Below are 14,215 nucleotides of genomic sequence, written 5' to 3'. Positions count from 1 at the left end.
ATCCCGCCGCTGACCCGAAAGCTAGCTACCCGATGGCCCGCAATCCTGTTGCTCAGTTGACATCAACTTCCTCTACGCCGGCGTCGGTCAACATTTGGTAAAGGTCGGCGATCTGCCGTCGCGCACCACGGTGCTCGCAGAATAGGAAAACTGCGCGTTGCTTGGCCCGTGACAAGGCCACGAAGAACGTTGCGATGCCCTCGGGGTTGCCAGGCGTGTGACTCCACCATGATTGATCGTCGAGGCCGACAAAGAAGACTGTGTCGTACTCAAGCCCTTTGCTCTTGTGCACCGTCATCAATGGGATGTCGTTCATACCGACGAACCGGTCGATGCAGTCGGGCCAGTTGGCTGTCTCTGAGGCTGCCTGCTGTAGGTGCAGGGAGATGCCCTCGATCATGACTTCGAGCAAGTCGTTGCGCGTGTATGCCGAAAAGGTGCTCTTGATCGCGGCTACATCTAGGAATTCAAAGATTCGCTGCGTGATTTCTACTGCCAACTCAGTCGAGGGAGTTTCGTCACGGATGTCTTGCCTGAGCCTGCCCAAGAAGTCCTGGATGTCCCGATCGGCGCGATCCCGCAGCAACTCGTTGTCCTCATCTGCGCCGCGAATCGCATAGACGGCGCTGGAGAGCGTCGACCAGGCCGCAGCGCTGCGCTGCCCGGTGGCTAGTCGCAACGCCGCCAAAGCGATAGAAGCCGCCTCGTCGACCATCAGATCCTGAACATTGGTCCGGCCAATGGTCCGACTCTCGTTGCGCAGGCTCAGCCCTACCGCAGCAAACCTTGGCTGAAGCTCCTCCTCGAACTGGTCGGGGCGCTGACGCACGAGAAGCACGTAGTCGCGGGGCTGCTTCTGGCGCGCGGCCATGTCTGCAGCGATCCACTGCGCCAGGCGCTGTCCTTCGGCCACGGTAGAGCTGCTTTTCCACACCTGCACGACGTCCGAGTCCAGCTGGCTTGCCGCCTGAGACTGGATCTGCGGCGATTGCGGATCCAGCGTTTGGGCGACAAAGTGCTGAATGCGTACTAGCTCCGGCGAAGACCTGAAGTTGAAAAGCAGGTTCACGCGCTGGGCACCGAAGTCGGCCTCGAACCGCTCGAAGGCATCCTGGCGCGCGCCGGCCCAGCCCATGATGCGTTGCTTGTGGTCACCGACGGCGGTGACAGCCGTTCCGCCTTGACCGAACGTAGAAAGCAGGAAGTCGTATTGAGCAAACGACGTGTCCTGGAACTCATCCACGAACACGTAGGGATAGGTCATGCGTAGTGCGCGCGCAATCTTAGGGTTGGCGCGCACGATTAACTCCGCCAAGCGGTTCAAGGTGACAAAGGTCAGCTTGGACATCTCTGTGCCGAATAGCTGCCTGTGCAGCCAGTGATAAATGGCAAACTCCTCCGCTGTTGTGAGCAACTGGGGCACCTCTACCGCGAGTCGATGGCCTCCGACGTTGACTGCTTCGAACCTATCGGGGGCGAATGCAGCGATCCGAGCTTGCCACGCGGGCTGGGCTAGGCCGCGGATGCTGTTCAGTTCATCTATCACCATGCGCCGACTCGGAAACCCGATCTCGTAAGGCCGCGTGGGGCGCCAGTGCTGAGGTATAGCAGCGAGGAAACGGTCGACCAAGCTCTTAGTGAAGGCATCGAATGTGATCGACGTGAATCGCTCCGCTAGTTCGGGTGGACAGCGCTTACGCACGCGCGCTGCGAGGTTGGCCGCAGCGTCTGCCTTGAATGAGATCGCCAGGATCTGCTTCGGTGCTTTGCAGAGCCCGGTCTCCAGCAGGTAGGCCGCTCGCTGTGCCAGGAACTCGGACTTGCCCGCACCGGGACCCGCTACCACCGATGTCGAGCCAGTTTGGCGCAGGGCTGTCCAGGCGTTCGGCTCAAGGTTCGATATGCCACGAGGACGCCAAGCCTCGGGTGTTATCGGCCGCGAGGTCATTGCGTCGCAGCCTGTTCAAGGTCGGTTTGGACTTTGGTCAGCATGCGCAGCAAGGGTTGCGGCAATGCGGCCACCAAGTTCTCTTGAGTGAGCCGACTCAAGACCCTGACGTGTGTGCTTGGTTTGCCGCGCCCCAAAAAGAGATAGCGGTACCAGCGCAGAGCGTCATCCTCCGCTGCACCATAGAAATTCGGAGTGCCTTCTTCTCCCAAAACGGCCGTCCGTGGGTCGCCGCTACCGGAAGGACCGCGCATTCCCGCATCAAGCACCCGATAGGCATCCGGGTAAGCTGTCAGCATCGTGAAGTCCAAGTCGAGCGGGGCGGAGAAGTAAACGCCGAACTGCTCAAGCCAAGTTGTCCATCTACGCAGGCCGTCGATGTCTGCATCGTTCGCCGCCGCGATGTCAGCAAGATTCCGTTCGGGCCCCTCTGGATGGAGGGTTTGTGCAAAGACCTGCAAGGGCGTAGAGCCGATGCTCAGCAGCTGTTCGCATACCGTCTTGATCCGGCCATAGCCACCGCCGCTGCGGCCCCAGTCTAGGTCCAGCAGTGTAGCGTGTGGCACTTGGAGGGTAGTCAGCAGCCGCCACAGGTGATTGACGTGGCGACCGCCCAACGGCACGACAGCGACGAAGGATCGATCGATAGGGAAGTCCATTGCCTTGGCCAGCAGCGGAAGTACGACTTCCTCGGTGGCACCTTCACCAAGGATTGCATAGCGCGCGAAATACAACTCGGGATAGGCACGTACGGCCTCACGGATGAACTTCGACGCGTCTTCATCGCCCACCGGCAGGCTGATCTGTCGCACCTCCGAGCAACGGTTCTCCAGATTCAGGCGGAAGTGCCGTACATCAGAAGGATCGACTCGTGCGAGGATACTGGGCGAATGGCTCGACACGATGGCCTGAGCATTGCTGCCGGCGGCGATCTCTTGCACCTGCTTGATGATACGGGAGAGATAGAAGGGAGCGAGGTTGTTCTCTGGCTCTTCCAGAGCCACGATGGTCAATACGGGTAGTGGAACGCCGCCCTCTGTGAAGCCCTCCGGCACGTCGTCGCCAGCGAGCCTCGCCTCAATGTCCAGCGTCGCGGCTGCCATGGCCAAGTGGAACAACGAGCGCTGCCCATCGCTCAGGTCTTCCAGTGCTCGATCGAGTCCATCCTCGGTGGGATGGAACACAACCTCTACGCGGCGAATGAACTCCTGCCAGCGTGTGTCGACCGGCCGAAAGATCGGCGTTGTATCGGTGCCGGCTGAGTGAAGCTGTTGCCAGCGTTGGGTCACGGCAGTGCTGATGCTCGACACGGCAGCCTCGGCTGAGAATGCCTGATTTACCTCCTCGCCTGCGCCAGTTAGCGACTCCTTGATATCCCGAGACCAATTGATGGCCCGCCAGAGCCTGCCGCGCACAAACGCCGAAACTTGTGATGCCCCGTCCCTTGTCGCCGGGATGTAGAAGAGCTGGATCCGCGAGCGATCGGAGCCACGTAGTTGATGCAGATCGCCCTCCTCGAAGGCACCGAAGGCCTGCACGGCACAGTAGGACTCTTCGATTGAGCCGTCTAGAGTCCCATCGTCGGTCCAAGTCGCCTGCAGCCTAAGACGAACCTTGAGATTGCCGCTTTCCTCGGTCGCCATGTTCTTGAAAAACGCCGGCACGGCGGGGCTATCATTGTCGGCATCCAGCTCGGGAAATGCGACAATGGCCTCGATCACCAATGTGCGGGCAGTCGGACGATCCGCCTCGTCGAAGGGAACATGGAAGTCTTGCTTGCGCAGGCGCCGTTGCTCGGACGTTACACCAAACATGCGCTGCAAGGCCTGCATTAGCGCCGTCTTGCCTGTGCCATTATCCCCAATAAATGCGACGAGACTGGGACCAAGGACGACCTGGGTCTCCTGAGGACCGAAGCAGCGAAAGTTCTCCAGTACAAGACGTTCAATGTGCATGCAATCTCCCTGGTTGTAGTTTCATGAGCGCTGTCTCGGGCCACGGCCCGAGTGGGCTGCAGCGATTCGAAGGGCAAAGCGTAGCGTGCTGACCGTACCACTAGCATGACAGTAATGTGGCCAAGGCCTCGAGTTGGACTGCTCCGGCTCTTGTCGGCATTCCTGCCCTTATGATTTGAGCATGGGAGGATGTCCATGACCACACAGCACCGCGCTCAGGGGCCGAAGGAAAACTGATATTCCAGCAACGTTTTTTCTGCAAAAAACGTGTGGTCATTTACGACGATTGCTTGAAATTCGTCGTCGTCAAACCAGCCGCTGTCCTTGATTCGCGCTAGGGCTGCTGTGGGATCGGACGACCAGAGGACGAGGGCCAGCGACTCCTGTGCACGGCTGCAGGTGACGTACAGGAGGCGCAAAGTACGGTCGATAGTCGTCTCCTTGCCTTTTCCCACGTTATCCCTGTCTGCCTTGCTGAGCTCGGTACCCCCAAAAATCTTGTCATAGGAAATTTGGTTGCCGCCGGCCAACTTGTCGTCCATTACCACCATGACATGATGGAATTGAGAGCCTTTGACGACCTGATGGGTGGCTAGCACTGAATTCCCCGCAAGGTAGGTGCGGTACTTTTGGAGCTGATTCCAAGGGGTGGCAAACAGGGTGCACCAACCACGACGCATCCGGTCCTGTTTGGACTCCTCTTCTCCCTTGCCGGGTGCTGGTGGCGCGGGAGACTTGTCCGCATACGCCGCTAAAAGGCGATGGTCAACCTTAAACAGATTTGCGCTCAAGACCGGCTCTAGCACCTCCTCCACGGTGGACTTCGGATTTGCACAGGCGGCGGCAAAAGCTGCAATGGCTTTAAGCATTTCTTCGACACGGCTTGTTCGCGCAGCCGTGTCTTCCGGCATGTTGTCGAGGCGACCATAGCGCCGAAAAACTTCTGTGGCCTTGAACTCGTCCACAGAACCATCGGTGCAAACGCATGCCTCAAGATGGGCAAGTTCGTTCAATAGAGCTTGGACTACAGCGGGTCCCTTGTTTTCGCCACTTCCAGTAGGTGCGGCAGCATTCGGGTCTAGCAAGACCATGGCACTGAACGCGTCGAGAAACGAGCCGCGAGTTGCGACGAGCTTATGTTCCAAGGCGAGTAGCTGGAATTGACCTTGGTTCCAGGCGGCTGCCCCGCTCGCCTGTCGCATCTGGTCTGCGCACCAACGTTCACCGAGCACCTTATCCTCTGGAGTAAGCGACGTGTCACCTACAAAGAGCCGAACCACTCCCCCTGTCTTCTCTGCTCTTGGATGCTGTTCCACTCCATTTGCAGGTTGGGTCCGACCCTCGAGCTCTGCTTCCCAGATTCTGTTGATGAGGGTGACGATTCGGCGTTGACTGCGATGATTCATTTGCAGCTCTGGAGTTGCCCAACTTGGTGGAACCAAACTTGGAAGGTCTGAGTGTCCATCGGTGTAAATGCGTTGCCGATGGTCGCCAAGCAACCCTAAGGTAAGACCGCTACCCCTCGGCTCTGCAAGGTTCATCAAGGCATCCAGCATGCCCTTCATCGTGTCCTGCGATTCATCTATGAGTACGATGGGGTGACGGTCCTTGAGGATGGTCTGGAGCGTAGGCCTGTTTCGGATGAGCCAGGCCGTCGCGTCGAGGACGTGGTTGTGAGCAAGTGCTCCAGGGCCGTACGTATTGCGGTCCGGATGGTAGATGAACACATCTGTCGCTCTGAACGCCTCAATGTCTTCTTTTATTTCATCAAGGTCCCGCTGCTTAGCGGGGGTGATTCCTCTTGGCTTTGCTAGCGCCTCCGCGGTTTCCTTTTCAAGTTGAGCTTCCTTGACGGCGATGAGCGCCGCTCGGATGTCATCGTTGAATCCGCTGATGAGCTCCCAGCAAAATGAGTGGATGGTGGATACCCCGACCAAGTCGTTATCCCCAAGGCGTCCGTTGATGACCGAGACCGCGTTCTTCGTGTACGTGACTACCCGTATGGACCGCCCGTACATCCGCAGTCGTCGAGCAAGCTGTCCGCCCTTCTCGTGCTCCAGGACACCTGTCAGCCGACGTAGCACTTCAACAAGCGTTCGTGTCTTCCCCGACCCCGCTCCGGCGAAAAGGAAGAAGCTACGGGGAGGCTCCTCAGTGAGATAGCCGCAGATTTCTTCGACAACCCCAGCATCGCGGTCGTTGCCGGCAAAGATGGGGGCCGCGCTCATACCATCGGTTCCTGGCTAGGTTCAAGCTGCGCCTGTAGCCAGCCTAGGGCGTCTGCGATGTACTTTGGGCATAAGACTGGCTCTTCGGTCGAAACCCTTTCGAAGATGCTTGCGGCGAAGTCCCCTTTGTTGAACGAGTTATGCATGAGCGTGTGAAGTGCGCCTAGTAGGTCTGAAACGCTTCCGGCCTCAGCAACCCTTTTTGCGACAGAGCGAAGTGCCCCTGTCGGCGTTTCAATTTTCATGCCATCATCATTAACATTCTCATCCATCAGGCCCTTAAACCAGGGCATATTCGTGAGAACGAGTGAGTCTTCAAACGTACTGGGCCACCTGCCGTCCGCTTCGGCGACCGGCAATTGCCAGGCGAACCGCACAAGGCAATCTGCCGTCTCGTCCCAGACCAATTGAGCTTCAGTCGGATTCTTAAAATCGTCGAGCTTCTGCAGCTTCGGATGCCAGCCGCGGAGAGTTGGATTACCGCAGTGAAGTCCAGCTTGACCTGTGTTGGCAACGGCGACTAGCTTCTTAGTCTGCTCACCATTCTTCTTGGGCTTGCCTTCCCTTTCTTCGGAAGGGTCGATGTCGGTAATGATGACTGTGGGAATCCGAAGCTTCTCGACCAACGGCTTGAGTCGATGGGCATGACTCCCGCCGATATCAAGAAAGGACACGTAACGGCTGTTCAGTGTCTTGAAGTCCCGCTCAATGAAGAGCGGAACCAGCATGCGCTCTGCAACACCCTCAACGAAAATGGCTGCGTTGGCAAACAGGAGGTCTGTGTGCTGAACGCGGAAATAGCGTTCTGCGAATTGGCGGGTCTTCTTGTCATCACCAAAAACCTGTCCAAGATTTACCACTTCGGTCGTCGGCATGGGGGTTGCCGCGCTCTTTGCGATGCGGCGAACGTACCGGAGCCGGTCAAAGTTCTCTGCATGAGCAAGATGGCTCGAATGGGTACTGATGAGTAGCTGGCTTTTGAGCGCTGACGCATCTTTCTCAGTAGGGCTGATGAGCTTGTGTGCCTTGTCGGGAAAGATGCGCTGAACCTGAACATGGAGGTGCGCCTCAGGCTCCTCAATCATCACTAAATGAACGGGTGCCGGAGACCCTTTTCCGGGCTTGAGCCGGGCTGCTTTGAAGGAGACCAGCTGGTAGCTGAGTGACTGTAGATTCTGGTAGCCGAGCCCGATGGAGTATTCCGGGAGGAGCTCCTCGAGCGACTCCTTTTGCATGCTGTACTGGACGGCGGTCCCATGGTCGAGCAAGTCAGCCGTCTGGATGCGTGTGCGGAAGCGAATTTCTTGGGGGTCATGCAGACCCGGATATCCGAGTTCCTTCACCTCCTCAACCGAATCGGCGATGGCTTCGTGAATCTTCTTGTCTAGGTCCCTCTGCGCCTCGGCTACAGCCTTGATCAGGTCCGCACGATGGCCGTGCCCGGTGCTGGCAATGTTCAAGTGCTGTCGGGCAAACTTGAGAAGCTGGTTAGAGAACATACCGATCCGATGCGGGCCCGAGGCAGACCGCGAATCAGCTTCTTCGCTGCCGAGCCCGCGCTGGGCTGCTACGAAGTCAACACGTATCAACTTCGTCAGGTACTTACGCTCAATTGGGCTGGCGTCTGCGGGCAGCGTCTGAGTGGTGTAGGTCTTCAAACCCTCCAGCGGATTGTTATCAGCATCCAACTTATAGGCGCGCACTTGACCCAGCTTGGCTGGCTCGCGCAACCAAAAGTCGAGCAGATCAATGGGCCAGGCCAGTGAATCCGCACCCATCTCCTTCACAGGGAGCCGCGCCGTGTGATATGTCCAGGCTAGCTGCTTCAGCTCATCCACATTCGCAGCCGGTTCCAGGCGCAGTCGAACACCGACAGCCCCACCTTTCCAGCTGAATTTTGAGAGGAACGGTGCAACGTAGTGGTACATGCCAGCTTCTGCATCGAACCAGAGATCCAATGTCGGCATGGCTGAGAGAATAGTCTCGAGCTGCTCTTTCCATTGGTCTTCGGACCCTACCACTGTGGAAGGGTCTTCCGTTAGCGTCTCCCACGCTTTGCCAAGCGCTCGCAGCTTTGGCCACTGCGACAAACTGATATCGAACGCACCGAAGGCGGAGCCATCCGCAAGAAAGTGGCGAAGGGCGGCAAGGATCGATGTCTTCCCACTGTTGTTCGCGCCGACAAGAATTGTAGTTTTCTCGTCGATATCCAGTTGGACCTTGCCGAGTCGACGAAACTGACAGAGTTCTAGGAGTCGAAGTGTGATGTCCCCGGATACCGGTGTGGTGGCGACTGCCTCTAGCATTAATGCACCTCTCAACCGAAATGTGTGTGGGCCACTCTACAAACCGTATAGGCGCCGGGCAGGAGGCTTACCTCTGCTCTTAGCGGTTCCCCGATGAATGACTACACCCAGCGTTAACTGGCCATTAATCTTGATTCAGCAAACTGTAACTCTTGGCCAACAGCAGCTATTGTAGTCCTTTGGCATAAGTGTTCGCAAAGGCCAACGGTCTGCCGAATACGCAGGTCAGCCTTCACAGTCAGCCATGCCTATCTGCTAGCATCACGGCTATTGACCAACTGCAGTCTTTAGCTTGGTTTGAAATAGATTTTTACCCATCTCAAGCAACTTTCCGGAGCCCCACTGCCTGACCCTCGCCGGCAGAGTTGATGCCGACGCTGGATGCCGTGACTCTGCCATATGGGAGCAGCTGCTTGAAGCTTGTCGCAGAAGGGCTGGAATCAGACTGAACGATGCGGCAGGATAAGAGGTCGCCGTGCTGCACCTCGCGCGGGCTTTGTTGCACAAATCAGTTAAAGGCCGAGCCGCCCTAATCCCCAGACGGACTTATCCCATGCGGACCGTTTGCGGCGTGCCCAAGGCTGTAAAGCGATTCAGAATCGCTGCACAGATTTGAAGCTCCGCCACCTGCCGGTCAAAGTCCCGCGACTTGACGCGGTCTGCCAGCAATTTGAAACAGTGCATCTTCGTTTCGACCAAGCTGCGGCGATGGTAGCCACTCCACTTTTTCCAGAGCGTTCGCCCCAGATACTTCACTGAGCGTAGCGACTCATTGCGAGCCTGATTGCCCTGTGAATTCCCTTTCCAGAATTGGCCGTTTCGTCGCGGGGGAATGATGGCAGCAGCCCCGCGCTCCGCAATTGCTGCGTGACATAGACGCGTGTCGTACGCCCCATCTGTAGTCACCGTCACCAGCCCCTCTGCCGCCGGAATCTGGGACAGCAATTCCGGCAACATCGTGGCATCGCCGGTGCGATTGTCGGTCACTTCCATGGCCCGGATTTCCAGCGTTTGCGCATCAATTCCCAGATGCAGCTTGCGCCATTGGCGGCGGTAGTCAGCGCCATGCTTTTTCACCTTCCACTCGCCTTCACCCATCATCTTGATGCCGGTGCTATCCACCAGGAGATGCAGACAACCCTGTTTCTTCTGTACCGGGATGCGCACCTGTAGGTCTTTCTGGCGGCGAGAAAGCGTACTGAAGTCGGGAACGGCCCAGTCAAGTCCAGCCAGGCGCAACATGCTCTCGACCATGCCTGTGGCTTGGCGTAGTGCCAGACCAAAGAGGCATTTGATGGTGAGGCAGAACTGAATGGCGGCATCGGAGAAAGTTGGCTGCCGTCCCCGTTTGCCAGTGGCAGATGCCAGCCAGTTCATGTCTTTGTCGAGCCGGAGGAGTAACTGCCCACGTTGCTTGAGGGACTGGTTGTAGGCATGCCAGTTGATGGTTTGATACTTAGGAGGGAGGGGCTTGCTCATGCGGTCATTCTACCGGACGGGCGCAAGCCCTGATTTGTGCAACAAAGCCCATAATCGGCCAAAACGGTCACTGAATCGGTAGTCTGGGCTTGTCCGCAATACATCGAATACCAGCCGCTTGGCCAGGGTGTCGCCCCCTAACTTACGAACTCTCACAGACGTCAGTTCCGATTTCAGTGGTCATGCATGTTGAAAATATGGACTGTCCCGGCTCCGGTAGGCAATCCTGCCCTATGATTGGGCAGGCCGGCTCAAGCCCCCCGTTTTTCAAGGTTATTGAGGGTCAGTCAGACGGTATCGGCCAGTGTTGATCTTCACCAGTATCTTCTGCGCGCAGAGGCTGCTAATCGTGCGGCCCGCAAGGGCCTCGGTGGTGTCATCTAACTCGCTGGCTACCAAAATCTCTCGTAGCCATTGTTCTATCTGGGATTTGGTGGCAACTATCGCCTCGCAGCGCATCCGAAATTCGACGATCGTGGTGGCGAGATCCAGGACAGGTATTTCGGTCATTCCACGCACAGCGCCATTGAAGCGCGGAAACTGAAAATCCCCGACCAATGCCGCCACTTTGATTAGCGATTGTCCCCGTGTACTCGATTGTACGACGTCCAATTTGGCAGCCTGCAAGACGATTGCGGAAGACTTGGCTTCGTCCAATGGCGAGGCCTGGCAAGTCAGACATGTGCGAAGAAGCCAGCCATGCGGTGTCGTGGTGTCGCACTCGGCGCAAGGCTGGAGATAACAATCAGTCAGTTCGTTACGCACCGGGTCGATCCCTGAGATGGGAAGGCTTGTCGATAGCGAGAGCCACCAGCCCCACAGCTGAACCCCTCGGTTGGCCCACTGGGCTCCGCCTTCATAGACCCATCGCCTCCATCTGCTTGCGTAGAAAAATCCTTCGCCGAATATTTCGTGCCTTCCTATTGCGCCTGCGAATTTCCGTACCTTGTTGGCGATGAATCGCGGGGCCGGATCACAAGCATCCTGATCGAGGATCCTTGAGAGATCGACCTTCTCCAAGCCCTTGCGCAGGAAGTCCGACTTTATTCTGCCCAGACCCGCGAGCAATTCGATGGGCACGATGATGTAAGCGCGCGTGGTGGCCCGCCCAAGTGCGCAGGCCAATGTGGTGTCGTCCATGTCGATGCCCGCAACGACGATGACGACAGGCTTCTCCATGCCGCGATAGGCCGAAATTGTGGATCGCGGGGCATCAACTCCCTCAAGCGACAAAGAGAACTGGCTGAGCACGATTATGTCCTGAGTCATGACACCGGCCTTCGAGAGCTTCGCCGTCAGGGTCTGAATGCTCTTGGTAACATCCCTGCTGATGCATCTGGACAAGTCCTCCCTAAAGATCGGCCGAGGGCAGTTCACTTCATGTCGTGGCGGCCTCATCTCCATCATCGTCTGAGTGATGCCCCCGGATTCCGGTAGACCGTTGCCAGATAGAAGAATCGTTCGCCGTAGGTGTCCTCCAGGAATCGATAAGAACTGCCCTTCTCGATACCTGGAAGCACCTGGAGCTCATCGGCAAAGACGAACTTGCGCGCGTTAGCGAAATGGTCGCGCAGCGCCAGGTGATCGGCCTCGTTGAGCGCCTGCCCCTCATCGACGATCAGCACTACGTACTGGCGATCCACCGTCCCATGCAAGGCCAGGTGATGCTCGTCATAGTTAGGCTCGCCCAAGCTGCCGTCCCTATTCTGCGAGCCCATAGACTCGCAGTAGGAATGGAAGGTCTGAACCGTGACCGCCCGGCCAAGATGGCTCAATTGAGCGGCCACCTTCTGCGTGATCTGGCGGTTCTTCAGAAGGAAAAGCACCTTGAGGCCTTGGGCGGCGAACTGCTCGGCAAGACAGCGCGCAATGAGCGTCTTGCCGCTGCCCGAGAACCCCGCAATCAGCCTTCGATCAGTATCAAGGCACAAGGCCACCTGATTCGCCTGCTTATCGTCAAGTCGAAGCCACAACTCGCCATCCGCGACGATCTTGCGTCCGAGATGCCCGCCACGTGCCTCCGTCGGCCAAACGGCCTCAAGAAATCGATCGATCTCTCGGCTGAATTCGTGCTGGCTGCTGTAGTTCAGGGCAGCCTTCCAGTGCGTCATAAGTTGCACTATGCGCGAGGGCATGTCTCGACGATGTTTCTGCAGGATCAGGATGCCGTCGGGGAGCGGCTGGTCGAGAGGTACGTACGCGCTGGCGATTTGCGAGCTCTCCAGATCGAAGTCCGGAAAGTGCACCGCGTATCCGACAGGGCACTTCATCTGCCACGATTGCAGCATGTCGACGAGGACGAAAGTGTTGTCCTTGACCTGATTCAGTGGATCGATTTCATATCCGTCACACTCGTGGATGAATCGAACGCCCGTAGGCTTGTACAGCCCCGACTTCGTCTCGATGCAAAGCATGCCCAGCTCTGCATGCAGGATCACGAAGTCCACCTCGCCGGACAGATGCCTCCTTGCCAAGGAGACCCTCAGGTACTCCTGCAGCTCCTGCGAGTACACACGCTTGGTCCTGCCTCGCAGCCAAGGTAGTGAGTGGATGACGGTAAATTCATCGTCGAGTGCCGCTAGTTCCTGAAAGAGGACGAACTCGCCTTTGCTGCGGAATTCCGCGTCATCGAGTGTTGGAAAGAATCTGGCCATGGAAGGAGGAAACTCTGTGTCGGTTCAAAGTAGTCAGTACGCCGCCGATTGCTTGTGCATGGTAGCTTAAAATGACATGGGGCTAAGCTACGATGGACTGGCTACTATTGCGGCCTAATTTTAACCATTGAGCCAGCGGCCGCTGTGGCCAACCCGCTAGCCGCCCAGCCGCCGGCTATCGCCTTGCACATCTGCTGGTAGCTGTTACGAAGTCTATCCATGTTTACCCTTGTTATGCCGGGTGGGTATCATGTTGATTCCTTTCGGAGGAGTGCCACATGAATTCCAGATATGTTAAAAACGCCGCTATCGCCTCGTATGACCCACAGGTCAGCCAGGTAGCGAAGAAATACCGCCTGACCGATAAAGGCCGCATGGTATTGGCCATCGAGAATGAGACCGGTCAGGTGTATCGCGTGCTTTTTGTCGATGGGGCGAGCCGCTATCTTTCCGTTATCGAAGCACTGACGACCCTGGGGCTGGCAGATCGGATGGGTCCCTACAGCGACACGTCACCAGAGGGCTACGACAACCGCTTTGCCGCTCCTGCGGTATAAGCACACAGCTTTTCCATGGCCGCAGCCAACTCCTGTTGGTCGCGGCTTTGCTTCAAGTACTTCATCGCATAGCCCGGTTGCCATTGCGGCATGCTTTTGGTTAGTTGTTCGACCGTTGTGCGCAGCGTGTTGCCAGATCTCGGAGGGTGTGCATTTGTAGATGGCATGGATGGTATCCGCTCCAGGGGGCCACCTGTACTGCTGAATGCCGTTTCGGTGCAAGTGAAGTCGCCAAAACCGATGTAGGCCGAGTGGTGCGAGATATGGCGATCTGTGAAGTACTCCTGACCACCATAGTCAGGTTTGAGTGAGGAGGGAGGCCGACCATTGCCTTATTCTGGCGATAGGCGGTCGATGAGTGTTCTATACAGCTCCTCGCTTATCGGTGGATTGTTGTGCCGAGATTGCCTCTCATCGGGCAGGCCGGCGATCGCGCGGAACCGCGGATAGAAATCACGCCGTCGGTCAGAATCCAGCGTCATAATAGCCTCCTTGGCTCGTCGAGAGAGGCCTCGCGGTGACCAAACCTGGCCGCGCTCGTTTATGACGACCACCAGTAACCGATGGGTAAAGCCGCTGGTATCCCCGCAACGTCCGCTCGACTTTCCTCTATGATATTTTTGGATCTTGAGCGCAACGACAAGACTACGTTCGGACATCTTGAGTAGAGAAAGCAATACGCCACGGCTGACGAACAAACGGTGCCCAGTATTACTCCACGCTTGCTCACCCCGCCCGCCCTCAGCGCCCCAAGCTTCGGCGCGATACGCTGTTCTCCCGCCGATTGACCAGCGGCGGGTCACCTCATCCTCCGCGACTGTCCCCAGCAGGTCTCGCGTCCAATCCGCTGGGACAGGCCTGTCGAGTGCGCTGGCAGCGCCATAGGGATCGTGCCGGTCGAGTTGGCGCTCGGTGTTCGGCGTCTTTGCAACCCACGGCTGAACGGTATGGCCGCCGCTCCCGAAATGACGGGCGATTTCATCTTCATCGTCAGGCAACCATCTAAAGAATGCTTCTTCTGACAGGAGCGCCATGACTACCGCTCGTGCATCGCTAGCATTCGCCAGTACGCTTTGGAGCGTGACAGT

General features: G+C 57.4%; 9 protein-coding genes. 1 reads left to right on the top strand and 8 read right to left on the bottom strand.

What is annotated here, in order from left to right; translation table 11 throughout:
- Nucleotides 1–52: 52 nt before the first annotated feature.
- From HQN78_RS10200 to HQN78_RS10170, 7 genes are all read right to left on the bottom strand, one after another.
- Complete coding sequence (locus tag HQN78_RS10200; RefSeq protein ID WP_235089367.1) at nt 53–1,948, bottom strand: UvrD-helicase domain-containing protein; 1,896 nt, start codon at nt 1,946–1,948, stop codon at nt 53–55.
- Nucleotides 1,945–3,903, bottom strand: coding sequence for an ATP-dependent endonuclease (locus tag HQN78_RS10195; protein WP_235089365.1), 1,959 nt, complete (start codon nt 3,901–3,903; stop codon nt 1,945–1,947). Before HQN78_RS10195 ends, HQN78_RS10200 begins: the two co-directional genes overlap by 4 nt.
- A 215-nt stretch (nt 3,904–4,118) precedes the next feature.
- Nucleotides 4,119–6,131: a UvrD-helicase domain-containing protein gene (locus HQN78_RS10190; RefSeq protein WP_235089363.1), complete on the bottom strand. Its 2,013-nt coding sequence runs from the start codon at nt 6,129–6,131 to the stop codon at nt 4,119–4,121.
- Nucleotides 6,128–8,437 carry an AAA family ATPase gene (locus HQN78_RS10185; RefSeq protein WP_235089361.1) on the bottom strand — a complete coding sequence of 770 codons (2,310 nt, stop codon included), beginning with the start codon at nt 8,435–8,437 and terminating at the stop codon, nt 6,128–6,130. The genes HQN78_RS10190 and HQN78_RS10185 overlap by 4 nt, the downstream gene beginning before the upstream one ends.
- Before the next feature lie 546 nt (nt 8,438–8,983).
- Complete coding sequence (locus HQN78_RS10180) at nt 8,984–9,916, bottom strand: IS5 family transposase (protein ID WP_235089358.1); 933 nt, start codon at nt 9,914–9,916, stop codon at nt 8,984–8,986.
- 273 nt (nt 9,917–10,189) lie between these two features.
- Nucleotides 10,190–11,185 (bottom strand): hypothetical protein, encoded by a 996-nt coding sequence (locus tag HQN78_RS10175; RefSeq protein WP_235089357.1) that lies wholly within the window; start codon nt 11,183–11,185, stop codon nt 10,190–10,192.
- A gap of 134 nt (nt 11,186–11,319) precedes the next feature.
- Nucleotides 11,320–12,570, bottom strand: a complete 1,251-nt coding sequence (locus HQN78_RS10170) for an NERD domain-containing protein/DEAD/DEAH box helicase (protein WP_235089356.1) — start codon at nt 12,568–12,570, stop codon at nt 11,320–11,322.
- A gap of 278 nt (nt 12,571–12,848) precedes the next feature.
- On the opposite strand from HQN78_RS10170, the gene HQN78_RS10165 reads away from it, so the two are divergent.
- Entirely contained in the window at nt 12,849–13,127 is a 279-nt protein-coding gene (locus tag HQN78_RS10165; protein WP_235089355.1) for a hypothetical protein, read from the top strand.
- A gap of 332 nt (nt 13,128–13,459) precedes the next feature.
- Here the strand turns inward: HQN78_RS10165 and HQN78_RS10160 are convergent, their stop codons facing one another.
- Nucleotides 13,460–14,161, bottom strand: coding sequence for a hypothetical protein (locus tag HQN78_RS10160; RefSeq protein ID WP_235089354.1), 702 nt, complete (start codon nt 14,159–14,161; stop codon nt 13,460–13,462).
- Nucleotides 14,162–14,215: the final 54 nt, after the last annotated feature.

Source organism: Chromobacterium sp. Beijing (genome assembly GCF_021496765.1).
GTDB lineage: Bacteria > Pseudomonadota > Gammaproteobacteria > Burkholderiales > Chromobacteriaceae > Chromobacterium.
The sequence above is the reverse complement of the archived record's forward strand: the minus strand, read 5'-3'. Positions and strand labels throughout refer to the sequence as shown.

What these genes read in the sequence shown, in the direction of transcription:
- HQN78_RS10175 (WP_235089357.1), bottom strand. Translation starts at nt 11,185, where the DNA reads ATGACTCAGGACATAATCGTGCTCAGCCAGTTCTCTTTGTCGCTTGAG.
- HQN78_RS10185 (WP_235089361.1), bottom strand. Translation starts at nt 8,437, where the DNA reads ATGCTAGAGGCAGTCGCCACCACACCGGTATCCGGGGACATCACACTT.
- HQN78_RS10160 (WP_235089354.1), bottom strand. Translation starts at nt 14,161, where the DNA reads ATGGCGCTCCTGTCAGAAGAAGCATTCTTTAGATGGTTGCCTGACGAT.
- HQN78_RS10190 (WP_235089363.1), bottom strand. Translation starts at nt 6,131, where the DNA reads ATGAGCGCGGCCCCCATCTTTGCCGGCAACGACCGCGATGCTGGGGTT.
- HQN78_RS10200 (WP_235089367.1), bottom strand. Translation starts at nt 1,948, where the DNA reads ATGACCTCGCGGCCGATAACACCCGAGGCTTGGCGTCCTCGTGGCATA.
- HQN78_RS10195 (WP_235089365.1), bottom strand. Translation starts at nt 3,903, where the DNA reads ATGCACATTGAACGTCTTGTACTGGAGAACTTTCGCTGCTTCGGTCCT.
- HQN78_RS10170 (WP_235089356.1), bottom strand. Translation starts at nt 12,570, where the DNA reads ATGGCCAGATTCTTTCCAACACTCGATGACGCGGAATTCCGCAGCAAA.
- HQN78_RS10180 (WP_235089358.1), bottom strand. Translation starts at nt 9,916, where the DNA reads ATGAGCAAGCCCCTCCCTCCTAAGTATCAAACCATCAACTGGCATGCC.
- HQN78_RS10165 (WP_235089355.1), top strand. Translation starts at nt 12,849, where the DNA reads ATGAATTCCAGATATGTTAAAAACGCCGCTATCGCCTCGTATGACCCA.